At 42.0% G+C, this 21,404-nt stretch carries 26 protein-coding genes and 3 pseudogenes; 18 read left to right on the top strand and 11 right to left on the bottom strand.

Translation table 11 applies throughout. From position 1 onward, the window contains the following. Positions 1 to 70 precede the first annotated feature (70 nt). The 10 genes from QM460_RS02635 to QM460_RS02590 all read left to right on the top strand — a co-directional run bounded on the left by QM460_RS02635 (position 71) and on the right by QM460_RS02590 (position 8,415). The gene (locus tag QM460_RS02635; RefSeq protein WP_414289170.1) at positions 71 to 541 is read left to right on the top strand and encodes a DUF3013 family protein; all 471 of its coding nucleotides are present in this window, start codon (positions 71 to 73) and stop codon (positions 539 to 541) included. A 19-nt stretch (positions 542 to 560) separates the two neighbouring features. After that, positions 561 to 1,640 carry a M50 family metallopeptidase gene (locus QM460_RS02630; RefSeq protein WP_414289169.1) on the top strand — a complete coding sequence of 360 codons (1,080 nt, stop codon included), beginning with the start codon at positions 561 to 563 and terminating at the stop codon, positions 1,638 to 1,640. A gap of 23 nt (positions 1,641 to 1,663) precedes the next feature. Further along, the gene (locus QM460_RS02625) at positions 1,664 to 2,206 is read left to right on the top strand and encodes a hypothetical protein (RefSeq protein ID WP_414289168.1); all 543 of its coding nucleotides are present in this window, start codon (positions 1,664 to 1,666) and stop codon (positions 2,204 to 2,206) included. A gap of 49 nt (positions 2,207 to 2,255) precedes the next feature. Next, positions 2,256 to 2,690, top strand: a complete 435-nt coding sequence (locus QM460_RS02620) for an NUDIX hydrolase (protein ID WP_414289167.1) — start codon at positions 2,256 to 2,258, stop codon at positions 2,688 to 2,690. Continuing rightward, the gene (locus QM460_RS02615; RefSeq protein WP_414289166.1) at positions 2,687 to 3,160 is read left to right on the top strand and encodes a GNAT family N-acetyltransferase; all 474 of its coding nucleotides are present in this window, start codon (positions 2,687 to 2,689) and stop codon (positions 3,158 to 3,160) included. Before QM460_RS02620 ends, QM460_RS02615 begins: the two co-directional genes overlap by 4 nt. Positions 3,161 to 3,297: 137 nt before the next feature. Next, the gene (gene prmA / locus QM460_RS02610) at positions 3,298 to 4,248 is read left to right on the top strand and encodes a 50S ribosomal protein L11 methyltransferase (RefSeq protein ID WP_414289165.1); all 951 of its coding nucleotides are present in this window, start codon (positions 3,298 to 3,300) and stop codon (positions 4,246 to 4,248) included. Between the two features lies 1 nt (position 4,249). Continuing rightward, on the top strand, positions 4,250 to 4,993 hold the full coding sequence (locus QM460_RS02605; RefSeq protein WP_414289164.1) for a 16S rRNA (uracil(1498)-N(3))-methyltransferase: 744 nt from the start codon (positions 4,250 to 4,252) through the stop codon (positions 4,991 to 4,993). Between the two features lie 10 nt (positions 4,994 to 5,003). Then, positions 5,004 to 6,800: an oligoendopeptidase F gene (gene pepF, locus QM460_RS02600; RefSeq protein ID WP_414289163.1), complete on the top strand. Its 1,797-nt coding sequence runs from the start codon at positions 5,004 to 5,006 to the stop codon at positions 6,798 to 6,800. Between the two features lie 28 nt (positions 6,801 to 6,828). Beyond that, positions 6,829 to 7,611, top strand: coding sequence for a deoxyribonuclease (locus tag QM460_RS02595; protein ID WP_414289162.1), 783 nt, complete (start codon positions 6,829 to 6,831; stop codon positions 7,609 to 7,611). 354 nt (positions 7,612 to 7,965) lie between these two features. Then, the gene (locus tag QM460_RS02590) at positions 7,966 to 8,415 is read left to right on the top strand and encodes a thioredoxin domain-containing protein (RefSeq protein ID WP_414289161.1); all 450 of its coding nucleotides are present in this window, start codon (positions 7,966 to 7,968) and stop codon (positions 8,413 to 8,415) included. Between the two features lie 101 nt (positions 8,416 to 8,516). On the opposite strand, the gene QM460_RS02585 is transcribed toward QM460_RS02590, so the two are convergent. Next, on the bottom strand, positions 8,517 to 9,281 hold the full coding sequence (locus tag QM460_RS02585; RefSeq protein ID WP_000048146.1) for a (S)-acetoin forming diacetyl reductase: 765 nt from the start codon (positions 9,279 to 9,281) through the stop codon (positions 8,517 to 8,519). Positions 9,282 to 9,555: 274 nt separating this feature from the next. Between QM460_RS02585 and QM460_RS02580 the strand changes: the two are divergent. Continuing rightward, positions 9,556 to 10,347, top strand: a pseudogene (locus QM460_RS02580) (DUF2785 domain-containing protein). Positions 10,348 to 10,456: 109 nt separating this feature from the next. After that, complete coding sequence (locus QM460_RS02575) at positions 10,457 to 11,125, top strand: MIP/aquaporin family protein (RefSeq protein WP_414289160.1); 669 nt, start codon at positions 10,457 to 10,459, stop codon at positions 11,123 to 11,125. A gap of 246 nt (positions 11,126 to 11,371) precedes the next feature. Here QM460_RS02575 and queF read toward each other — a convergent pair whose 3' ends face one another. From queF to QM460_RS02540, 7 genes are all read right to left on the bottom strand, one after another. Continuing rightward, positions 11,372 to 11,863: a preQ(1) synthase gene (gene queF, locus QM460_RS02570; protein ID WP_000082591.1), complete on the bottom strand. Its 492-nt coding sequence runs from the start codon at positions 11,861 to 11,863 to the stop codon at positions 11,372 to 11,374. Positions 11,864 to 11,881: 18 nt separating this feature from the next. After that, complete coding sequence (gene queE / locus QM460_RS02565) at positions 11,882 to 12,598, bottom strand: 7-carboxy-7-deazaguanine synthase QueE (RefSeq protein WP_414289159.1); 717 nt, start codon at positions 12,596 to 12,598, stop codon at positions 11,882 to 11,884. Beyond that, entirely contained in the window at positions 12,591 to 13,034 is a 444-nt protein-coding gene (gene queD, locus QM460_RS02560) for a 6-carboxytetrahydropterin synthase QueD (protein WP_414289158.1), read from the bottom strand. The genes queE and queD overlap by 8 nt, the downstream gene beginning before the upstream one ends. Continuing rightward, on the bottom strand, positions 13,034 to 13,687 hold the full coding sequence (gene queC / locus QM460_RS02555) for a 7-cyano-7-deazaguanine synthase QueC (protein ID WP_414289157.1): 654 nt from the start codon (positions 13,685 to 13,687) through the stop codon (positions 13,034 to 13,036). Before queC ends, queD begins: the two co-directional genes overlap by 1 nt. Positions 13,688 to 13,889: 202 nt before the next feature. Then, positions 13,890 to 14,204 carry a thioredoxin gene (gene trxA / locus QM460_RS02550; protein WP_001029584.1) on the bottom strand — a complete coding sequence of 105 codons (315 nt, stop codon included), beginning with the start codon at positions 14,202 to 14,204 and terminating at the stop codon, positions 13,890 to 13,892. A gap of 14 nt (positions 14,205 to 14,218) precedes the next feature. Next, positions 14,219 to 14,440 carry a DUF4649 family protein gene (locus QM460_RS02545; RefSeq protein WP_075227291.1) on the bottom strand — a complete coding sequence of 74 codons (222 nt, stop codon included), beginning with the start codon at positions 14,438 to 14,440 and terminating at the stop codon, positions 14,219 to 14,221. A 95-nt stretch (positions 14,441 to 14,535) separates the two neighbouring features. Then, positions 14,536 to 14,916 carry a MarR family winged helix-turn-helix transcriptional regulator gene (locus QM460_RS02540; RefSeq protein ID WP_414269436.1) on the bottom strand — a complete coding sequence of 127 codons (381 nt, stop codon included), beginning with the start codon at positions 14,914 to 14,916 and terminating at the stop codon, positions 14,536 to 14,538. A 181-nt stretch (positions 14,917 to 15,097) separates the two neighbouring features. Here QM460_RS02540 and QM460_RS02535 point away from each other — a divergent pair, with 181 nt between their 5' ends. Both QM460_RS02535 and QM460_RS02530 read left to right on the top strand, forming a co-directional pair. Further along, positions 15,098 to 15,472 carry a CidA/LrgA family protein gene (locus tag QM460_RS02535; protein ID WP_000781321.1) on the top strand — a complete coding sequence of 125 codons (375 nt, stop codon included), beginning with the start codon at positions 15,098 to 15,100 and terminating at the stop codon, positions 15,470 to 15,472. Next, complete coding sequence (locus QM460_RS02530; protein ID WP_414289156.1) at positions 15,469 to 16,164, top strand: LrgB family protein; 696 nt, start codon at positions 15,469 to 15,471, stop codon at positions 16,162 to 16,164. Before QM460_RS02535 ends, QM460_RS02530 begins: the two co-directional genes overlap by 4 nt. Positions 16,165 to 16,349: 185 nt before the next feature. Here QM460_RS02530 and QM460_RS02525 read toward each other — a convergent pair. The 3 genes and pseudogenes from QM460_RS02525 to QM460_RS02515 all read right to left on the bottom strand — a co-directional run. After that, positions 16,350 to 16,929: pseudogene (locus tag QM460_RS02525) on the bottom strand (hypothetical protein); the annotation flags it as partial. Positions 16,930 to 16,944: 15 nt separating this feature from the next. After that, on the bottom strand, positions 16,945 to 17,640 hold the full coding sequence (locus tag QM460_RS02520) for an ABC transporter ATP-binding protein (protein WP_414289155.1): 696 nt from the start codon (positions 17,638 to 17,640) through the stop codon (positions 16,945 to 16,947). Positions 17,641 to 17,643: 3 nt separating this feature from the next. Then, positions 17,644 to 18,009, bottom strand: a complete 366-nt coding sequence (locus QM460_RS02515; RefSeq protein WP_414270685.1) for a GntR family transcriptional regulator — start codon at positions 18,007 to 18,009, stop codon at positions 17,644 to 17,646. Positions 18,010 to 18,148: 139 nt separating this feature from the next. Between QM460_RS02515 and nrdR the strand changes: the two genes are divergently transcribed. The 4 genes and pseudogenes from nrdR (at position 18,149) to QM460_RS02495 (ending at position 21,397) form a co-directional block, all read left to right on the top strand. Then, on the top strand, positions 18,149 to 18,622 hold the full coding sequence (nrdR, locus tag QM460_RS02510; RefSeq protein WP_001203674.1) for a transcriptional regulator NrdR: 474 nt from the start codon (positions 18,149 to 18,151) through the stop codon (positions 18,620 to 18,622). Next, entirely contained in the window at positions 18,623 to 19,789 is a 1,167-nt protein-coding gene (locus QM460_RS02505) for a DnaD domain protein (RefSeq protein WP_414289154.1), read from the top strand. Further along, entirely contained in the window at positions 19,790 to 20,686 is an 897-nt protein-coding gene (dnaI, locus tag QM460_RS02500) for a primosomal protein DnaI (RefSeq protein ID WP_414289153.1), read from the top strand. Continuing rightward, positions 20,683 to 21,397 (top strand): annotated as a pseudogene (locus QM460_RS02495) (NADPH-dependent oxidoreductase). The gene dnaI and the pseudogene QM460_RS02495 overlap by 4 nt, the downstream one beginning before the upstream one ends. Positions 21,398 to 21,404: the final 7 nt, after the last annotated feature.

The following is a 21,404-nucleotide window of genomic DNA, read 5'->3' as shown; positions in this document are numbered from 1 at the left end:
TGGTAGTATCTATTTTAGCATATTTCCGAGTATTCGGGGCGATTTAAGAGTCGTATAGAAAGAGGACAAAATGGCAACATACGGATTTTTAGATGTTTTACAAGAAGAGTTGGACAAGAACTTTCCTTTTGATTATGAGATTAGCTGGGATAAGCGCAATCATGCGGTTGAAGTGAGTTTTCTGTTAGAGGCGCAAAATGCCGCAGGAGTGGAGATGTTAGATGAAGACGGAGAGGTTTCGTCAGATGATATCCTCTTTGAAGAAGCGGTACTTTTTTACAACCCTGCCAAGTCAACAGTCAATGAGGAAGATTATTTAACTGCTATTCCATATCTCCCTAAGAAAGGTTTTTCTCGTGAATTCTTAGCTTATTTTGCGCTATTTCTTAAGGATACTGCCGAGGTCGGACTAGATGCCCTTATGGACTTTTTGGAAGACCCAGAAGCAGAAGAATTTGTCATGGAATGGAATCAAGAAGTCTTTGAAGAAGGAAAAGCAGGCTTGGAAGAGGGAGAGTTTTATCCTTATCCGAGATATTAGGAGTTGGTTGGAGATTTTTATGAAGAAAATTGGGACTTATTTGGTTTATGTGCTAGCTTTTGCCTTTATTATGCTAGCTTTTGCTTGTGGAACCATCGCATTTGCAGAGTTGGGATATTCCGCAGTTTTAGCCTTTACTTTTGGTTATGCCTTCGCTCTTCTAAGCATGTATGTGATCTTTATTCTTCATGAGCTGGGACATGCCTTTTGTGGTTACTTGACAGGCTATAGGCTAGTAGCTTTTGGATTAGGTAACTTTCTTTTGGTTAAAAAGTCAGGCAAGTTTTATCTTAGCCGAACAGCTGTTCTCAAAAATGTTGGCGCTCAATACATTGGTTTAAAAGAGGATGAAAACGATCAAAGAATCATCCTGATGCTTTCAGGAGGCTTGATGGTTCATCTCAGCTTGATATTATTGGCGATAGTGTTTGGATTTTTGACAAGAAGCTGGTATTTTGCAGGGACTTGGATTTTTCTTAATTTGTCTTTCTTCCTAAATAACATTTTGCCAGTCGGCATCACCGATGGAGCAAAAATAGTAGAAATGATGCGGCATCCTGAGAATGTGACTTATGCTTATGTGATGTTGAGGCATTCTGCTCAAACTTTGCTGGCTCCTCAAGAATATGATTTGAAAGATTTTGTTCAACCAGTTCCTGAGGATGCAAAAGGGAGCTTTGTTGGTAGTGTATCAGCACTACAGGGATTAGTTTTTATCATGGAGGGTAAGCTTGAGTCAGCTAAAAAGCACTTGCAAACTTTACTTGAAAATACAGATAACTCAATGATTAGAACAATTTCTCAGTTATACCTTCTTCAAGTAACCTTGCTAGAAGGAGATAATAAGAAAGCGGAAGAATATGCAAGCATTCGAGGAGTCAAATCCTTTTTATCTCTAAAAACAGCAGATATGCAGGTCATTCAAGCTCGGTATCAATTTAAGGTAAAGAAAGATGTAGTTCAAACTCACAAGGCTATGAAGATTGCTAGACAGAAAATGAATAGCAGCCGAATGCTGCGGGATGAGAAAGCCTACTACCAGCAGTGGTTAGATGAGTTGGAACAAGCCATACAGGAAGAAGAGACTCAGGTTAGCTGAGAAATAGAAAAGGGAGCTGTCCGATGCTTCAGAAATTTAAGCGGTTATTTAGTAAGAAATCCCAAGAATCTCAAGAACGTGAGTCGTTTCTTCACCGCAATCGCTTTGCGGATCTAGATTTCGAGAGAGTATTGAAGTCAGGAACTCGTCGCCTTGTTAATGAGGAAGGACGCTATGCTGAGGATGGGAAAATAACAGAACTTGAATTTCCTGAAGACTTTGCGGAATTTGAATTTCTAGTTGGTTTTAAGACGGAAGAGGAAGACCAGTTTCAGCAACTATTAGCTCGTTTAAATAGTATTGATAATGCCATTCAGTCCCATTTGGAAAGCGAGTTGCAACAACCCATCCCTCAGTATGCTAAGGATCTAGGCTATACTCAGAAGAGGTGGGAGAAAACCTTTTACTTCCATCCTTGGATATTAAGTTTTGAGGAAAACCCGCCTAATCTTCGCTATGTTGCAGATTATGTAAATGATGAGTTTACGGTGTTTTTTGCTAAAAAACATGGTAGATGGCAGGCGTACTGGGATGCAGAGTGCCAAAAGGTGATTGAAGAAAGCTAGCTAGGGGTTTTCTATAGAGTAGTAGTTATGATAAGAAAAGGTCATCATCATGGAATTATTGGATAAACACTTGGATTTTACGGGTTGTAAAATTGCCCTCTTTTGTGGAGATAAGCTACTGACCATCTTGCGTGATGACAAGGAAAATATCCCTTGGCCCAATATGTGGGAGTTGCCAGGTGGGGGCCGTGAAGGGGATGAAAGTCCTTTCGAGTGTGCGGCACGTGAAGTTTATGAAGAATTGGGAATTCATTTAAATGAGGATTGCCTGCTCTGGAGCAAGGTCTATCCCAGCATGCTCTATGAAGGCAGACAGTCGGTCTTTATGGTTAGTCAGATAAGTCAAGAACAATTTGACAATATCACCTTTGGAGATGAAGGTCAGGCTTATAAGCTGATGCCCGTTGAAGAATTTCTCAATTCTAAACAGACAGTTCCTCAGCTCCAGGGCAGATTGAGGGATTATTTGGAGGAAAGTTTATGATAAGACTTGAGAGAGCAGGAGCAGAAGATTTAGAAACGATTATTGCCATTCAAAGGGCTAGTTTTAAAGCAGTTTATGACAAATACCAAGATGAATACGATCCTTATCTGGAGGATCGCGAACGAATCAAGTGGAAACTAGTCGAGCGTCCCAATAGCTATTACTACTTTGTGAAAGAAAACGAAGATAAAATCGGATTTCTACGAATTCAGACCAATGACGAGTTGACAAAGGCTTGGTTGGGAACGGCAGCGATTTTGCCCCAGTATCAGGGAAAAGGATATGGTTCTGAAGGATTGGAATTGCTGGAAAAGGAATTTCCAACCATCACACAATGGGATTTGTGTACTGTATTACAGGATGAAGGCATGGTTGCTTTTTACGAGAAGAATGGCTACCAACAAACCCATATCGAGCCTGAAAAAGAAGGTATGGATATGGTCTACATGAAAAAATTGATTGACAAATAGAAAGGATGGTTCGGTTAAATTTCTAAACTGAACCCGCCCTAAACACTGTGCCAAAAAGATAAACTTCTCTTAGACACAAGCGTCTTCAGAGAGTTTCCTATTTTGGCTTTGTGTTTTAAGGGCTTGGTATCTTAATAATGGAAACATGGCAAGAGTTAAAAGTTACAGTGAAGCGTGAGGGTGAGGAGTTGGTTTCCAATCTCTTGATCGAGTTAGGTGCCCAAGGGGTTGCAATCGAAGACAGTATGGACTATGTGGGAAATGTGGACCGCTTCGGTGAGATTTTCCCAGAAGTCGAGCAACAGGAAGAAATCGTGGTGACTGCCTACTACCCTGACACAGTTGATGTAGCAGCTGTTGAAACGGATTTGCAGGCGCGTCTTGCAGAATTGACAGACTTTATGGACTTAGGAGAAGTCAAGATTGGCACGACTGCCTTGGCTGAGGAAGACTGGGCTGACAATTGGAAGAAATACTATGAGCCAGCTCGTATCACTCATGACTTGACCATCGTGCCGTCATGGACGGACTATGAGGCGACAGCTGGCGAGAAGATTATCAAGCTAGATCCAGGGATGGCCTTTGGGACAGGAACCCATCCGACGACCAAGATGAGCCTTTTTGCCTTGGAGCAGGTCCTTCGCGGTGGCGAAACGGTGCTAGATGTGGGTACTGGATCAGGTGTCCTTTCTATTGCCAGCTCGCTGCTTGGTGCCAAGGAAATCTTTGCCTATGACCTGGATGACGTGGCGGTTCGAGTCGCTCAGGAAAATATTGAGCTCAACCCGGGCATGGAAAACATCCATGTGGCCCCAGGCGATTTGCTTAAGGGTGTGGAGATTGAAGCAGATGTTATCGTGGCTAATATCTTGGCAGATATCCTCATTCATCTGACGGATGATGCTTATCGCTTGGTCAAGGATGAAGGCTACCTCATCATGAGTGGGATTATCAAGGACAAGTGGGACATGGTGCGTGAGTCAGCTGAGTCAGCTGGATTTTTCCTTGAAACCCACATGATCCAAGGGGAGTGGAATGCCTGTGTCTTCAAGAAGACCAAGGATGTCTCCGGTGTGATTGGAGGCTAGCATGCAGCAATATTTTGTCAAGGGTAGTGCAATCTCTCCTGTCACCATCGAGGACAAGGAAACCAGCAAGCATATGTTTCAGGTCATGCGTTTGAAAGAAGATGACCAGGTTACTTTAGTCTTTGATGATGGCATTAAGCGTTTGGCGCGCGTGGTCAATGTGGAGGCGCGTCAATTTGAGTTGGTTGAGGAATTGGATGACAATGTGGAACTGCCAGTCCAAGTGACCATCGCATCAGGCTTCCCCAAGGGAGACAAACTCGAATTTATCACTCAAAAAGTGACGGAACTCGGTGCCAGTCAAATCTGGGCCTTCCCTGCTGACTGGTCCGTTGCCAAGTGGGACGGCAAAAAATTGGGCAAAAAGGTTGAAAAACTAGAAAAAATCGCCCTCGGAGCAGCAGAACAAAGCAAACGTAATCTGATCCCAAGTATCAAGCTGTTTGAGAAAAAGGCAGATTTTCTAGCACAGCTGGACCAGTTTGACCGCATCGTGGTGGCTTATGAAGAGTCGGCTAAAGAAGGAGAGGCAGCTGCCCTCATCCAATCTGTTGCTGGACTGGAAAAAGGAGCAAAGCTGCTCTTTATCTTTGGACCAGAAGGTGGTCTTTCACCTGCTGAGATTGAAAGTTTTGAAGCCAAAGGAGCTGTTCTAGCAGGACTTGGGCCTCGGATCTTGCGAGCAGAAACAGCACCGCTTTATGCCTTATCAGCCATCAGTGTATTACTAGAATTAGAGAAATAAGAGGAAGAAGATGGAACAAAAACACCGTTCAGAATTTCCAGAGAAGGAACTTTGGGACTTAACTGCCCTATATCAAGACCGTGAGGATTTCTTGCGTGCGATAGAAAAGGCGCGTGAAGACATCAATCAATTTAGCCGTGACTACAAGGGCAATCTTCACACTTTTGAAGATTTCGAGAAGGCCTTTGCGGAATTGGAACAAATCTACATTCAGATGAGTCATATTGGCAATTACAGCTTTATGCCTCAGACGACGGACTATGGTAATGAAGATTTTGCCAATATCGCTCAGGCTGGGATGGACTTTGAGACAGATGCCAGCGTAGCTTTGACCTTCTTTGATGACGCCTTGGTAGCAGCAGATGAAGAAGTCTTGGACCGTTTGGGTGACTTGCCACATTTGACGGCAGCTATTCGTCAGGCCAAAATCAAAAAAGCCCACTATCTTGGGGCGGATGTGGAGAAGGCCTTGACCAATCTGGGTGAAGTTTTCTACAGTCCACAGGATATCTATACTAAAATGCGAGCTGGGGACTTTGAAATGGCTGATTTTGAAGCCCATGGTAAGACCTACAAAAACAGCTTTGTGACCTATGAAAACTTCTACCAAAACCACGAGGACGCTGAGGTTCGTGAGAAATCCTTCCGTTCCTTCTCAGAAGGGCTTCGTAAGCACCAAAATACGGCTGCGGCAGCCTATCTTGCTCAGGTTAAATCTGAAAAACTGTTGGCAGATATGAAGGGCTATGATTCAGTCTTTGATTATCTTCTGGCTGAACAAGAAGTGGATCGTACCATGTTTGATCGACAGATTGACCTCATCATGAAGGACTTTGCGCCAGTTGCTCAGCGATACCTCAAGCATGTTGCCAAAGTAAATGGTCTTGAAAAGATGACCTTTGCGGATTGGAAATTGGACTTGGACAGTGCTCTCAATCCAGAGGTTAGCATTGATGATGCCTATGATTTGGTCATGAAGTCAGTAGAACCTTTGGGACAAGAATATTGTCAGGAAGTTGCTCGCTATCAAGAAGAGCGCTGGGTGGACTTTGCTGCCAATAGTGGCAAGGATTCTGGTGGCTATGCAGCTGATCCATACCGTGTGCATCCTTATGTTCTCATGAGCTGGACAGGTCGTTTGAGTGATGTTTATACCTTGATTCATGAAATCGGGCATTCTGGTCAATTTATATTTTCAGATAATTACCAGAGTTACTTCAACGCCCACATGTCGACCTACTATGTTGAAGCACCGTCAACCTTCAATGAATTGCTTTTAAGTGATTACTTGGAGCATCAGTCTGACGATCCGCGTCAAAAACGCTTCGCTCTTGCTCACCGCTTGACAGATACCTACTTCCATAATTTTATCACCCACCTTTTGGAAGCAGCATTTCAGCGTAAGGTGTATACACTGATTGAAGAAGGGGAAACCTTTGGAGCAAGCAAGCTCAACAGCATTATGAAGGAAGTTTTGACAGATTTCTGGGGAGATGCTATTGAAATTGATGACGATGCGGCCTTGACTTGGATGCGCCAAGCTCACTATTACATGGGCTTGTATAGTTACACTTACTCTGCCGGTCTTGTAATTTCAACTGCTGGCTATCTCCATCTGAAACAATCAGAAACTGGAGCTGAAGACTGGCTCAATCTCCTCAAGTCAGGAGGTAGCAAAACACCACTTGAGTCAGCCATGATTATCGGAGCCGATATTTCAACAGATAAACCACTCCGTGATACCATTCAATTCTTGTCTGATACGGTTGACCAAATTATCAACTACAGTGCCCAGTTGGGAGAATAGGGGAATAGGCCGATTTTAGGAGAATAATATGAATAGAATAAAAAAATGGCTAGAGCAAGATCCCAAAAGAATGCTCTTTATCAAAATTGGTATAGTTTTGTTGGGAATTATTTTATTGATTGCTCTACCTACTCTCTATCTTGTTTTGAGTGGAGTTGGTATTTGGTATTTTGTAAAGAAAGCACCAGATATTCGAAAAAGAAATTTAATGATAGGGCTTTTCATTGTCAGTTTTGTTGCAGTTGCTCTCCAAACTCCAACAGTCACAAAGAAAACTTCATCTGCTCAGTCAGAAACTAAGCAGACTGTGACATCTACTTCTTCGACAGCTTCGACGACGGATACTTCATCTAGCATAGAGGAGGCAAAACGAATCGAAGACGAGAAAAAAGCTAAAGAAAAAGCAGAAGAAGAGAGAATTGCCAAAGAAAAAGCTGCAAATGAGTTGCAAGAGAAAGGTGAAGCCTTAGTCAAACAATTGGAAGAAAGTCAAGATGCGAATCAAGTGAAGTCTGCTAAAGAAACAGTTAATCAGATTGAAAATAACGATAAAAAAGCAGAATTGATCGATAGGATAGGTGCAGTTGAGTCATTAATTTCTCAAAAAGAAGAAGAGAAAAGAATTGCACGTGAAGCTGAGATTAAAGCCCAACAGCAAGATAGAATTGTTTATGTCGCTAAGAATGGGCAAGCGAAAGTATATTGGTATAACAAAGATAGAATGTCGTCAAGTACTAATAAAGCTAATGTTGTTGAGATGACAGAGGCCGATGCAATTGCTGCAGGAAAAACTCCCTCTAAAAAAGAATAAGATACAAAATCATTTAAGAACGGCTTTTTGATAAATCATCAGAAATGTAGAAGTATTGAGGAAATTTTCTCCTAACTGATAATGAAAACTAATAAAAGAGGTTGGCTGATTTTTCCATTCAATTCTTGTCTGATACGGTTGACCAAATTATTGCCTATAGTGCCCAGTTGGGAGAGTAAAATCATAAAAGTGCAACAATAGAATTATATTGTTGAGATTTTAGAATGACATTTATTTCATAAAGTTTGCCGAAGACTTTATCTTCAGAATGTGCATCATTACAGATCTATCGGTTGGATTTTATATTTTGTCGTGGGCGATTAGACTAGGGGAAATACTTAGAAAAGGACGGATATGCTAGTGCGTGTCAATAAAAAACTTAGCTTGGTTATCATTGGAATTGCTATACCGATTTTGTTTATGATTTGGAAATTCAGTCAACCTGTTCTTCCAAAAACTTATCAGGAAGCTGTTCAGTATACTAAAGCAATCAATATGAAAGAAATGCGCTCCAAACTTGCAGATGGCGACGAGTTTGTTGTCTATATTGGAAGAGAATCCTGTCCCTACTGTCAAAAGTTTGTGCCCAATTTGGCTCTAGCGATTCAAAAAAGTTACCAGACGGTCTATTATTTAGATAGTGCTTCTGATGAAAAGGATGAGATTACAGCCTTTGCAAAAGAAATGGATATCCAAACGGTTCCGAATCTTTCAGTCTATCAAAATGGTAGTAAATCACGCTATTTAGAGCAGGGGAGTACTGCTAGTCTTGAAGAAATACTATCATTTTTAAAGAATGAATAGTGCTGAAGAATTATTATAAATGGCAAAAAACGACTCCGAAAATTGGAGTCGTAGAGATGATAAAAGAGGTTGGATTTTTTCCCAACCTCACTTTTTTAATCTTAATGGAATTGCATACCACCATCAACGATAATGGTTTGACCTGTAATGTAGTTTGAATCTGGTCCAGCAAGGAAGCTAACTGCTGCAGCTACATCTTCTGGTTCAGATAGGCGTTTCAATGTAATATCTTTTGCGAATGTTTGCATACCCCACTCGTCGTCTTTTCCTGCATTTTTTCCAACTTCATGAGCGATATCATACATCATTGGTGTTTTAACGATACCTGGAGCATAGGCGTTGACAGTGATACCTGACTCTGCTAAATCACGCGCCAATGTTTGAGTAATACCACGAACAGCGAATTTTGTACCGCCGTAAACAGTCAAGTTTGGATTTCCGACAACACCTGCCTGAGAAGTAGCATTGATGATTTTACCACCGTGACCAAGTGCTTTAAATTGAGCTTGAGCAGCTTGAGCTCCCCAAATCACACCACCGACGTTAATAGCAAATGTGCGAGCGAATTGTTCCTCTGTAATTGTATCCAGAGGTGTAGTAGGAGCGACACCAGCATTGTTTACAACAACGTTCAAGTCTCCGAAATGATCGACAACTTTTTGGAAAGCTGCAGCAACTTCTGCTTGTTTAGACACATCAGCTACAACAGCAAAAGCTTTATCTGCTGACAATTCAGCAACTGCTTTCTCAGCTGTTTCAGCGTTGTAGTCTAAAACTCCAACCTTAAAACCATCTTGAACCAAGCGTTTTGCGATTGCAAAACCGATCCCTTGACCTGCACCTGTAACGATAGCTACTTTAGACATATGATTCCTCCTCGGTATCCGTGATACCATTCAAACGTTCATAAAAGAACAGCAAAAGGTTTATAAGTGAGTCGTGATAGGTTTCTAAAAGAAGTCCTATCACGTTTCAGTATACACCTTTGTGAAATTTGTGTCAAACAAATACTTGGTTTTTGGAAAAAATTAACCCTCTAAGAGTGAAAAAACTATCTGAGACTAACATGTTTATCTCTTATAATGAAGATAGCTAGAAAAGAATGTTGTATAATAGGTGTGAATGATTGGAGGTACGGGGATGTATCCAGAATTGAAAAGAAAAGTAATAGAAGCAAAACCGAGTTATCGTCAAGAAGAAATCCTGTGGTTGCTTGAGCACACAGGGGATCCGAGTCCAGAGATTCGCGATGAATTGGTTTTTACTAGTTTAGCTAGGGGGATTCAAGAAGAGTTATTTACCAAGGAGCAATTTCAGTTGATCGCTGATGTGATTGTTTCTGATGGTGGCCTAGATAAAGAGATTGATAAGGCAGGAGCTTCAACGCTTGAACGTTCTTTTAGGGCACTTATTTATGCCAATCTCTTATCTGCCGATGGCAATGAACAGTCTCTTTTTTATCAAGTGCTTAAAACTGATATCAGAAATACGTTGCTCGATCAAGGGTTGCATTACCTTGAAAAAGAAGAGGATACGACAGGTTTTTCAAGTCAATATGGTTGGGTGCATGCTTTTGCTCATGGGGCTGATCTTTTGACTGAAGTTGTTTGTCATCCAGACTTTTCTAAAAATAGAGTTCATGAAGTATTTGACATACTTGGCCAACTATTTAAAAGAATTTCGGTTCGATTTATAGATGATGAGGACTGGCGCTTGGCCAGAGTCCTTTACGAACCTATTTTGCAAGGAAAAGCGGAGTAAGCGACACTGGCTTCTTGGATAAAGTCACTTGATTTCCCGATAGAAGAGAGGGAAGATTTTTATAAATTTTCCAATTTCAGATCCTGTCTCTTAGAAGTCTATGTTCAACTTGACCAGAGAAATAGTTTACAAGATGACTTGAAAGAAGCTATTCAATCTTTCCAATATTAGATTTTGATTATCAAATGTGAAAACTTGCACAAAAGTTCCAAGCACATTTCTTGAAACCCTTTACTTCTTCTGATAGACTAATACATAGTTTGAAAAAAGGAGATTTAACATGAAAAAATTTGTTGCTGAATTAATCGGTACTTTTATGCTTGTGTTCATCGGAACAGGAGCTGTTGTTTTTGGAAATGGTGTTGAAGGACTTGGACACCTTGGGATTGCTCTTGCTTTTGGTTTGGCAATCGTAGTCGCAGCCTTCTCAATCGGAACTATTTCAGGTGCTCACTTGAACCCAGCTGTTTCTATCGCTATGTTTGTTAACAAACGTTTGTCATCTTCAGAACTTGTAAACTATATCCTTGGTCAAGTGGTTGGTGCTTTCCTTGCATCTGGATCTGTACTCTTCCTCTTGGCGAATTCAGGTATGTCAACTGCAAGTCTTGGTGAAAATGCCTTGGCAAACGGTGTAACTGTTTTTGGTGGTTTCTTGTTTGAAACAATCGCAACATTCTTGTTTGTTTTGGTGATCATGACTGTAACATCAGCAAGCAAAGGTAATGGCGCAATCGCTGGTTTGGTCATTGGTTTGTCATTGACAGCTTTGATTCTAGCTGGCTTGAACATCACTGGACTTTCAGTAAACCCAGCTCGTAGCTTGGCTCCTGCTGTCTTGGTAGGTGGCGCAGCCCTTCAACAAGTTTGGATTTTCATCCTTGCACCAATCGTTGGTGGAGTTCTTGCAGCTCTTGTAGCTAAAAACTTCCTTGGAACTGAAGAATAATTGAAACTCAAAAAGCCTTGCTCCTCATGATGAGGAACAGGGCTTTTTCGTATCTGTTTATACTCAATGAAAATCAAAGAGCAAACTAGCCGCAGGTTGCTTAAAGCACTGCTTTGAGGTTGTAGATGAAACTGACGAAGTCAGCTCAAAACACTGTTTTGAGGTTGTGGATAGAACTGACGAAGTCAGTAACCATACCTACGGCAAGGCGACGTTGACGCGGTTTGAAGAGATTTTCTAAGAGTATTAGCGGTTGTCAATTTTCTCTGGATAAAGGTCGTGTTGGAAGAGGCGTTGTTCTGCCAATCCTTCATACTTGGTTCCAGGTCTACCGTAGTTGTAGTAAGGGTCGATTGAAATACCACCGCGAGGTGTAAATTTCCCCCAAACCTCTAAATAGCGAGGGTCTAGCAAGTTGACCAAGTCTTTCCCGATGGTATTGATACAGTTTTCGTGAAAATCCCCATGATTTCGGTAACTAAAGAGGTAGAGTTTTAGGGATTTTGACTCGACACAGAGCTTGTCAGGAATGTAGGAAATATAAATCGTTGCAAAGTCTGGCTGCGCAGTGATTGGGCACAGTGAGGTAAATTCAGGGCAGTTGAATTTGATGAAATAGTCATTTTCTACATGACGATTGTCAAAGGATTCGAGGACTTCTGGTTGATAGTCAAAGATGTAGGTAGTTTCTTTGTTGCCCAGTAGGCTGAGGTTTTTCATTTCTTCTTGTTGTGACATGATTTTTTCTTTCTAATCTTAAACACCACGTTGGTTGTCGTAGAGGAGGGTATGGAGTTGAGGAAGGACGCGGACATTGCCCCAGCTATCGTCGGCAGCGATACGTTCCCAGAGTTCTTTGAGGCGGTCCAGTTGGTCTTGGACAATATTGCCTGTAGCCTTGGGCTCAGGATTTCCCGCCGATAAGAAGAGGACATCTGGTTGGTAGCGTTCTTGAATACCTTTGGCGAAGGCTAGATCTGCATCATCAAAGACAGGGATTTTAAAGGTGACTTTGTCTGGATCTAGTTGGGAAACGATAAAGTCCAAGGTCTCAAAGTTGACTTCCATCTTGGAGGAAGGAGGTTTAGGACTCAGAGTGACTTGGTCGATATCTTTTAACCAATTTTGCCAGCGGGAGCCTTGGGTTTCAACAGCCAGAGTAACCCCACGTTCCTTGAGTTTGGTGACCAGTTGAGCCATATTGGCTGCTAGGATAGCAGGATTTCCACCAGATAGGGTTACATAGTCGTAGCTTCCTAGTTTATCTAACTCAGCGATTACTTCATCAGCTGTCATGCGAGTTGGTTTTTCAGATCCATCCCAAGTAAAGGCAGAGTCGCACCAGTCGCAGTGGTAGTCGCAACCAGCAGTGCGGACAAACATGGTTTTCTGGCCGATAGCACGACCTTCTCCTTGAAAGGTTGGGCCGAAAATTTCCAGAACTGGTAGTTTGAGGACACGTTCCTTAGTCATCTAACCACTCCCGTCTAAACTCTGCAAAGGCAGTCGGAGTTTCATAGAGGCGAACATATTCCAAACGGAGACCGCGCTCGTCTGGCAACTCTTGGCTCATGGTTTGGAAAATCCAGTAAACCATATTTTCAGCAGTCGTGTTCATATAGGGAAGAGTTTCGTTGAGATAGCGATGATCCAAGTGGGGCTCTAAGTAATTCTTGTAGATCGCTTTGATGTCTCCGAAATCGTAGGTCATACCTCTATCATCTAAAAATCCACTGACAGCGATTTGCAGATGATAGGTGTGACCGTGTAGGGATTTGCATTTTCCTTCATAGTGAAAGAGGTGGTGGGCAGCATCGAAGGTAAATTCTTTTGAGACTAAGGTTCTGTGAGGATTGTAGACAAGAGATTCCCCAGTTTCTTGTTTGATTTCTTTGGGGGCAAAAAACATCAGACCTCTCCTTTCTGAGAGAGATAAACCTCTAAACCATGTTGGCGTAGATGGCAGGCAGGACAATCTCCACAACCAGTACCGATAATCCCATTGTAGCAGGTCAAGGTCTTCTCACGAACATAGTCAAAGGCACCAAGTTGGTCAGCTAATTCCCAAGTTTCAGCCTTGTCTAGCCACATGAGAGGCGTTTGGATCACAAAGTCGTAATCCATAGCAAGGTTGAGCGTGACATTGAGTGATTTGACAAAGACATCCCGACAGTCAGGATAACCTGAGAAGTCTGTTTCGCACACTCCTGTCACGATATCCGTAATTCCACGCTGCTTGGCAAGGACTGCAGCAAAGGACAGAAAGAGATGATTGCGACCGTCAACGAAGGTATTAGGAACCTCTCCTTCTTTTTGCTCAATTTCTAAATCTGAAGTCAAGGCATTTTCAGTAATTTGTCCTAGCAGAGACATATCTAGGATATGATGACGAATTCCTTGTTCCTCAGCGATTTCTTTGGCCACTTGAATTTCTAAATGGTGGCGTTGACCGTAGGCAAAGGTAACGGCTTCGACCCTTTCATAGTGTTGCTTGGCCCAGAAAAGGCAGGTTGTTGAATCTTGTCCGCCACTAAAGACGACCAAGGCTGATTGACGTTTCATAGTACTCCTTCCAAAATGGGAAATGTTCAGAGCACGCAAAAAGCTCCCTAGAGGGAGCTAAAAAATACCAAGTAAAGGTTTTTTTTAGCGATGGCATGTCCCAAACATCGTAATATTCTAGTTACAGTCTAGCATATTTTTTGAAAAATGGCAAAGGGCAAGAAAAAAGAGACCAAATGAATGCACTTGGTCTCTCCTTTGATTAGCTTAATTCAGCAACGATAGCTTTGATTTGTTCTGCTGTGTGGACACCAGCCACTTGTTTAACCACTTGTCCATCTTTCTTGAAGAGTAGAGTAGGGATAGACATGATACCGAATGAACGAGCTGTGTTAGGATTTTCATCAACGTCCATTTTAACGATTTTCAAGACATCTTCTGAAAGTTCTTCAGACAATTTGTCCAAGATTGGACCTTGCATACGACATGGGCCACACCAAGTTGCCCAGAAGTCTACCAAGACCAATCCGTCTTTAGTTTCTTGTTCGAATGTTGCGTCTGTAATTGCTTTTGCCATAGTATTTCTCCTTTTTAGTTATATTGGCTTAAATCTTGTTTCATGAGATAGAAGAAAACATCTCCATAAGTCCCATGGTAGTCCAAATCATGACCCTTGTAGGTTACTTTTTGGACGGGGTAATAGTCTGCGACACCAATCAGGCAGGCATGCTGAGAACGTTCAAAGTCTTCATAAGACTCGAAGGTCATAGTTCTCTCTTGCTTGCTGGCATCAAGATAAGTGATTTCAATCATAGGATTCTCCTTTGCTAAATCATGTTTTCATTTTACTCCTTGAAAAAAGGAATGTCAAGAAAAATGATTGCGCACGCAAGTTTTTTAAAAATATTTTAGGCTAACCAGTTTGATTTTCTTGCTAAGCTTTTTTCGACAGCTGTTTGTAAATAAGCCAAGGTAGTCTGTCCTTCGTTAGTCAGGCAAATAAAACTAGCTCGCTTGTCCTGATCGCAGCATCTCCGACTAAGTAAACCGCAGTTCTTGGCTTCTAAGCGAGCCACCATCCGTGAAACAGCACTAGGGCTCAGGTGGAGTTTATCTGGCAAGTCGATTTGTCGTAGGGATTTGCTTTCAGCCTGATTTAGAAAGTGCAAGAGGTAAAACTCCTTGAGTGTCAAGGTTTGTTCACTCTGCTCAGCGATGGTCTCTTCTAAAATAGCTTCTAGCTCTACTTGCCTACGGTTGAAGTCAAACCATTTTTCTAAGTAAGTCATGTCCATCTCCTTTCCCTCTATAATAGTGTAATCATACTAGTGCATCTATGATGCTTGCGCACGCAATTAGTATACACCTTTTTGGCTTGGATAGCAAGAAGGATGTTTCTTATATATTTCCTTGAAATTTTCTGAAAAAAGAGTAAACTGGTATGCAGAAAGTCTATTTGTGGAGTTTACAATGAAGTTATATGTTCAGTTAATGATTCTCTTTGTGATTTCTCTAATCGGTGAAGGAATCTCCAGTTTTTTTCATTTGCCCATACCAGGAAGTATCATCGGCTTGATTATTCTGTTTCTAGCCTTGCAGTTCAAGTGGTTGCGCATCCGCCATGTCAATATGGTGGGGAATTTTCTCCTAGCCAACATGACCATTCTTTTTCTACCTCCTGCAGTTGGAATTATGGAAAAATTTGATGTGATTGCTCCCTATCTTCTGCCGATTGTTTTGATTGTCTTTTTTGCAGCAGTGATTAATATCATCTTGATTGCGCTTGTGGTTCAATTTATCAAAAAACGCTATGAAGGTGACTACGAAGAAAGAGGTGCTAAATGAGCGAATTTGTATCCAATCCCCTATTTGGGATTGCCTTGTCAATCTTAGCCTATCTTGGGGGAATGATGATTTTCAGACGCTATCCTCATCCCTTAACGACTCCCTTGTTGCTGTCAGCTATTTTTATTATCATCTTTCTAAAGGTAACTGGCATTTCCTACCAAGATTACTACCAAGGTGGGGTTTATCTTAATAACTTGATTGTTCCTTCAACAGTGGCTCTAGGAATTCCCCTCTATAAGAGTTTCCACTTGATGAAGCATCATGTTAGGAGTATTTTGCTGGGGAGCTTTCTAGCTGTCATCGTCAATACCACTTTTACCGCTCTAGTCGCAAAAGTCTTTGGCATGGACTTTTTCCTAGCTATTTCCCTCTTTCCTAAGTCAGTAACGACCGCTATGGCAGTAGGAATTACAGAAAAGTTGCAGGGTTTGACTACCGTGACCCTGGTAGTTGTAGTAGCGACGGGGATTTTGACCAGTGTAATCGGACCAACACTTCTAAAATGGCTCAAGATAGACGATCCAGTGGCTGTTGGACTAGCACTGGGAGGAACAGGACACGCGGTTGGAACTGGAACGGCCTTCCGCTATGGACCAGTCGCAGGTGCCATGGGAGGACTAGCCATCGGTGTTACAGGTGTTCTCTATGTATTTGTCAGTCCTATTGTAGCTAATTTGATTTTAAGTTAACGCAAAAACCCAGCTCTAGTAGCTGGGCATTTTTTATTGCAAATTAACTTTATTCTTCAAGATATAGTAGGTTCCGAGATAGAAGGCTGCGCTGAGGATTAGGTCTTTAACGATTTCAAAGGAGATCATCCAATTGTAGTCGATATCTATGCGAAGGTTGAGACCAACAAAGCCGAGAATGGTTTGGATAACAATATAGGCTAAAACGGCAAGAGCTGTACGGTATTCATTAAAGAGCTGTCCAATTGAAATAGACAAGTAGATGCAAAGGATGCTAGCTACAGTGCTAAGGATGAATGAAATCACAGAAAGCCAGAAACTATCCATGTAAAATTTAAAGAGGTATTCGAGAGAAAAGATATCAAGGAAGTTTGCACCAGTCAGAACTAAAATGATATAAATACTCAAGATAAAGACTAATGAGCTCGCCAGAGACCAGATGAAAGCACCCAAAAGTTTGGATAAAATGATTTGGTGCTCAGATACGGGGAGTGTGAGAGTTAGGTATCCCTGACGATCGTAGACACTACCCTTGAAGCGACGGATGATCAAAATCAAGGTTGAAATACTTAAAGTAATGATTAGTCCACCAAAAACTAGAGCCAGAAAAACTAACATAATCATTTGTTGATCAGGTGTATCAATGGATTTTAGGGAACTAGCTTGAACCCCGATAAGGGCAGAAAGAGCCAACACAGCACCATAGAGGGCTAAATACCATTTGTTAACATTTTTAAATTCATAACGAACTAAATTCCAAAACATAATAATCTCCTTTATCTAGGCTTTGAATTCGTGGCGGAAGAGCTGGTCGATAGACTCTCCAGACTCATAGCGAATATCATCAACATTTCCTTGACGGACGACTTTTCCATCCTTTAGGAAGATAATCTCATCCAAGATTGGTTCGATATCTGAAATCAAGTGAGTTGAAATCAAGACAGTCGAAGTTGGAGAGTAGTTGTTAATGATGGTGTTCAAGATATAGTCACGAGCTGCGGGGTCGACACCACCGATTGGTTCATCAAGAACGTATAGACGAGCATCGCGACTCATGACAAGGATCAACTGAACCTTTTCTTTGTTCCCTTTTGAGAGTTTCTTGAAACGGCTGTTCTCATCGATGCCAAGGTCACGAAGGAGACCTTGAGCACGTTCTAGATTGAAATCTTGGTAGAAGGTCTTGAAATAAGTGAGAGCTTCTTTGACCTTCATCTGTTCGTTGAGGTAGGTCGTATCAGGGAGATAAGAAACAATCGCTTTAGTTGCTGGGCTTGGTTCTATGCCGTTGATAAGGATACGCCCTTCCTCTGGCTGTAGCAAGCCGTTGATTAGTTTAATCAAGGTTGTCTTTCCAGAACCGTTTGGACCAAGGAGGCCAACGATTTTTCCAGCTGGAATTTCAAGGGAAACATTTGTAAGAGCAGGGCTTGCTCCATAGGATTTTGACACATTTTCTAATGCTAACAAGGTCATAGTTTAAACTCCTTCAATATAATCTCTCAAAACAGTCGGTAGTTCTTCTTTTTCATAGCCGAATTCTACCATGCCTGTTACAAACTGTTGCAGCTGTTCTTCTGACAGTTGCTTACGGGATTGGAGGATCAAGTCCAAATCCTCTGTGACAAAGCGTCCTGACGTCCGCTTGGTATAGACAAAGCCTTCTCTCTCCAAGTCCGCTAGGGCACGCTGGATGGTGTTGGGATTGACCCCTGCCTCGCTTGCTAATTCTCTAACGGTTGGAAGTTGTTGATTGGGCTCGAGTTTATGGGAAATAATCTGCAATTTGATTTTCTCCATAATCTGCAAATAAATGGGTTTATTGTTATCAAATGTCCAAGACATCACGATCTCCTTTCTAATTACCTTTGTGTTAATCCAATAATACAACGAAACAAAAAACTTGTCAAGCCAAAAGGAGAATTATTTTGGGAATTGTTCAAAAAATGGTATAATGAAAAGAAAACGACAAGGAGGGGAAGGCATGCGTTGTCCAAAATGTGGCGCTACAAAATCAAGTGTGATCGATAGTCGCCAGGCTGAAGAAGGAAATACAATCAGAAGAAGACGTGAGTGTGAAGAGTGTCAGCATCGGTTTACAACCTATGAACGTGTTGAAGAGAGAACACTAGTTGTGGTCAAAAAAGATGGTACACGGGAACAATTTTCAAGAGATAAAATCTTTAACGGGATTATTCGCTCAGCCCAGAAACGTCCAGTGTCTAGTGATGAGATTGGCATGGTGGTCAATCGTATCGAACAAAAACTCCGTAGTCGCAATGAAAATGAAATTCAGAGTGAGGTTATTGGCTCTTTGGTTATGGAAGAGTTGGCAGAGTTAGATGAGATTACTTATGTACGTTTTGCCAGCGTTTACCGTAGCTTTAAGGATGTGAGTGAGCTTGAAAGCCTACTCCAGCAGATTACACAATCCTCTAAAAAGAAAAAGGAAAAATAAATGAAGCCAAATGACCGTTTTTCTTTTGTAAAGAATAATCGGGTGTCGCAAGATACCTCATCAATGGTGCAGTGCTACCTCCCGATTATCGGTCAGGAGGCGCTGAGCCTCTATCTTTATGCTGTGACTTTTTGGGATGGTGGTCAAAAGGAACATCTCTTTGCAGCCATGCTTAATCATCTGAATTTCGGGATGGATACCCTTTTAAAGGCTTTTAAAACTCTGACAGCCATGAAATTGGTGACCCTCTATCAGCAGGATGAGGCCTATAACTTGTTAATCCATCCTCCCTTATCAACTCAAGAATTTTTACAACATACAGTTTATCGGACCTTATTAGAAAAAATGATTGGGGATAGTGCGGTAGCAGCCATGAGACAGGAAGGTGTTGAAGGGGAACCGATCTCGGTGGCCTTGAGTCAAATCTTTCCTCAGTTATCTGAGTCTGCGAGTCAAGAAACCTCTGGCAGTCAGCCAGCAGCAGATGATTTTGATTTGGAGCATTTCCGTCAGCTTATGGCTCGCGATGGTCTTCGTTTTCAAGATGAGACTTCGGATGTTTTGGCCTTGTTTGCAATAGCAGACGAGCAGAAGTGGACCTGGTTTGAGACTTATCAAGTAGCCAAAGCGACAGCAGTGTCGCAAGTGATTTCTGTCAAACGCATCCGTGAAAAGATAGCGCAAAAGCCTGTGACTTCTGACTTTAGTCCCAAGGAAGCAACTATTATTCGAGAGGCTAAGAGAAAGACAGCCTTGCAGTTCCTTGCTGAGATTAAGCAGACCCGCAAGGGAAGTATTACCCAAACTGAACGGGACCTGCTCCAGCAGATGGCAGCCTTGGGTTTGCTGGATGAAGTGATCAATGTTATCTTGCTCCTGACCTTTAATAAGGTTGATTCAGCCAATATCAATGAAAAATACGCCATGAAGGTGGCTAATGACTACGCCTATCAAAATATTCGTAGTGCCGAGGAGGCTGTCCTCCGTATTCGTGAACGTGGCCAAAAAGCAAAAACGCAAAAGCAGAATCAGACTGCCCCAGTAAAAACCAATGTGCCTAAATGGAGCAATCCTGAATATAAGAATGAAACGAGCGAAGAAACTCGCTTAGAACTAGAACGTAAGAAAAAAGAAATGTTAGCTCGATTAGAAAAAGGAGGGGACTAGATGGAAAGTGTCGGAGACGTACTCAAGCGTCAACCAAGCCGATTTCAGTATCAGGATTTGGTCCAGCAAATTGTGAAAGACCCTGATGTTGCGGCCTTTATCCAGAAAGAATCTCTCAGTCAGGAGGAGTTAAACCGAAGTATTTCCAAGTTTAACCAATATATCACTGAGAGAGATAAGTTCCTCCGAGGAGATACAGACTATATCGCACGTGGCTACAAGCCTATCCTAGTCATGAACCACGGCTATGCAGATGTCTCTTATGAAGAGACTCCAGAGCTCATCGCGGCAGAAAAAGAAGCGGCGATTAAAAACCGTCTCAAGCTAATCAATCTTCCAGGTAGTCTTAAAAAAGCTAGCCTAGCTCAAGTAGACTTGGATGATTTGGGGCGCTTGTCCGTTTTTGAAAAACTTTTAGACTTTGTGGAGCAATATCCAACTATTCGAAAAGGTCTGTACTTATATGGAGACTTTGGTGTGGGTAAAAGTTTCATGGTGGCTGCCCTAGCCCATGATTTGTCAGAAAAACGTGGCGTTTCATCAACTCTCCTCCACTATCCTAGTTTTGTCATCGATGTCAAAAATGCCATCGGTGATGGCAATGTTAAGACCTTGGTGGACGAGATTAAGCTGGCTGAAGTCTTGATTTTAGATGATATTGGTGCCGAGCAATCAACAGCTTGGGTGCGTGACGAGATCTTGCAGGTCATTCTCCAATATCGCATGCAGGAAGATTTACCGACCTTTTTCACCTCCAATTTCAATTTTGAAGATTTGGAGAAGCATTTCGCTAAAGGGAAAAATGGAAATGACGAAACCTGGGAAGCCAGACGCGTCATGGAACGCATTCGTTATTTAGCAGAGGAAACCAGACTTGAAGGAGAAAACCGCCGATGACAGAAACAATCAAATTAATGAAGGCTCATACTTCAGTGCGTAGATTTAAGGAGCAAGAGATTCCCCAAGAAGATTTAAATACCATTTTGTCTGCAGGACAAATGGCTTCTTCTTGGAAAAATTTCCAATCGTATTCTGTGATTGTAGTTAGAAGTCAAGAAAAGAAGGATGCCTTATTTGAGTTAGTTCCTCAAGAAGCGATTCGCCAGTCTGCAGCCTTTCTCCTCTTTGTCGGTGACCTAAACCGTGCAGAAAAAGGGACCCGTCTCCATACGGATGTTTTCCAACCTCAAGGGGTGGAAGGACTCCTCATCACTTCAGTAGATGCTGCGCTTGCTGGGCAAAATACCTTGCTTGCTGCAGAAAGCCTAGGCTACGGAGGAGTGATCATCGGTTTGGTGCGTTACAAGTCTGTTGAATTAGCAGAATTGTTTAAGCTTCCAGACTATACCTATCCAGTCTTTGGGATTGCACTAGGTGTGCCAAATCAAAAGCATGATGTAAAACCAAGATTGCCACTCGAGCAAGTTGTCTTTGAGGAAGAATACCAAGAACAGTCAACTGAGGCTATTGAAGCCTATGACCGTGTACAGACTGAATATGCAGGTGGCGCGTGCGACTACAACTTGGAGTCAACGTTTGGCAGAGCAATTCGGCAATCCAGAACCAAGCTCGACTCGAGAAAATCTTGAGCAGAAGAAGTTATTGTAGAAAGTGA

The sequence above is a fragment of the Streptococcus infantis genome, from assembly GCF_047464415.1.
GTDB lineage: Bacteria > Bacillota > Bacilli > Lactobacillales > Streptococcaceae > Streptococcus > Streptococcus infantis_AE.
This window is presented reverse-complemented; position numbering and strand designations above follow the sequence as displayed.

Bases quoted from the DNA above. Each gene is read 5' to 3' on its own strand.
- QM460_RS02635 (WP_414289170.1), top strand. From the start codon at position 71: ATGGCAACATACGGATTTTTAGATGTTTTACAAGAAGAGTTGGACAAG.
- QM460_RS02630 (WP_414289169.1), top strand. From the start codon at position 561: ATGAAGAAAATTGGGACTTATTTGGTTTATGTGCTAGCTTTTGCCTTT.
- QM460_RS02625 (WP_414289168.1), top strand. From the start codon at position 1,664: ATGCTTCAGAAATTTAAGCGGTTATTTAGTAAGAAATCCCAAGAATCT.
- QM460_RS02620 (WP_414289167.1), top strand. From the start codon at position 2,256: ATGGAATTATTGGATAAACACTTGGATTTTACGGGTTGTAAAATTGCC.
- QM460_RS02615 (WP_414289166.1), top strand. From the start codon at position 2,687: ATGATAAGACTTGAGAGAGCAGGAGCAGAAGATTTAGAAACGATTATT.
- prmA (WP_414289165.1), top strand. From the start codon at position 3,298: ATGGAAACATGGCAAGAGTTAAAAGTTACAGTGAAGCGTGAGGGTGAG.
- QM460_RS02605 (WP_414289164.1), top strand. From the start codon at position 4,250: ATGCAGCAATATTTTGTCAAGGGTAGTGCAATCTCTCCTGTCACCATC.
- pepF (WP_414289163.1), top strand. From the start codon at position 5,004: ATGGAACAAAAACACCGTTCAGAATTTCCAGAGAAGGAACTTTGGGAC.
- QM460_RS02595 (WP_414289162.1), top strand. From the start codon at position 6,829: ATGAATAGAATAAAAAAATGGCTAGAGCAAGATCCCAAAAGAATGCTC.
- QM460_RS02590 (WP_414289161.1), top strand. From the start codon at position 7,966: ATGCTAGTGCGTGTCAATAAAAAACTTAGCTTGGTTATCATTGGAATT.
- QM460_RS02585 (WP_000048146.1), bottom strand. From the start codon at position 9,281: ATGTCTAAAGTAGCTATCGTTACAGGTGCAGGTCAAGGGATCGGTTTT.
- QM460_RS02575 (WP_414289160.1), top strand. From the start codon at position 10,457: ATGAAAAAATTTGTTGCTGAATTAATCGGTACTTTTATGCTTGTGTTC.
- queF (WP_000082591.1), bottom strand. From the start codon at position 11,863: ATGTCACAACAAGAAGAAATGAAAAACCTCAGCCTACTGGGCAACAAA.
- queE (WP_414289159.1), bottom strand. From the start codon at position 12,598: ATGACTAAGGAACGTGTCCTCAAACTACCAGTTCTGGAAATTTTCGGC.
- queD (WP_414289158.1), bottom strand. From the start codon at position 13,034: ATGTTTTTTGCCCCCAAAGAAATCAAACAAGAAACTGGGGAATCTCTT.
- queC (WP_414289157.1), bottom strand. From the start codon at position 13,687: ATGAAACGTCAATCAGCCTTGGTCGTCTTTAGTGGCGGACAAGATTCA.
- trxA (WP_001029584.1), bottom strand. From the start codon at position 14,204: ATGGCAAAAGCAATTACAGACGCAACATTCGAACAAGAAACTAAAGAC.
- QM460_RS02545 (WP_075227291.1), bottom strand. From the start codon at position 14,440: ATGATTGAAATCACTTATCTTGATGCCAGCAAGCAAGAGAGAACTATG.
- QM460_RS02540 (WP_414269436.1), bottom strand. From the start codon at position 14,916: ATGACTTACTTAGAAAAATGGTTTGACTTCAACCGTAGGCAAGTAGAG.
- QM460_RS02535 (WP_000781321.1), top strand. From the start codon at position 15,098: ATGAAGTTATATGTTCAGTTAATGATTCTCTTTGTGATTTCTCTAATC.
- QM460_RS02530 (WP_414289156.1), top strand. From the start codon at position 15,469: ATGAGCGAATTTGTATCCAATCCCCTATTTGGGATTGCCTTGTCAATC.
- QM460_RS02520 (WP_414289155.1), bottom strand. From the start codon at position 17,640: ATGACCTTGTTAGCATTAGAAAATGTGTCAAAATCCTATGGAGCAAGC.
- QM460_RS02515 (WP_414270685.1), bottom strand. From the start codon at position 18,009: ATGTCTTGGACATTTGATAACAATAAACCCATTTATTTGCAGATTATG.
- nrdR (WP_001203674.1), top strand. From the start codon at position 18,149: ATGCGTTGTCCAAAATGTGGCGCTACAAAATCAAGTGTGATCGATAGT.
- QM460_RS02505 (WP_414289154.1), top strand. From the start codon at position 18,623: ATGAAGCCAAATGACCGTTTTTCTTTTGTAAAGAATAATCGGGTGTCG.
- dnaI (WP_414289153.1), top strand. From the start codon at position 19,790: ATGGAAAGTGTCGGAGACGTACTCAAGCGTCAACCAAGCCGATTTCAG.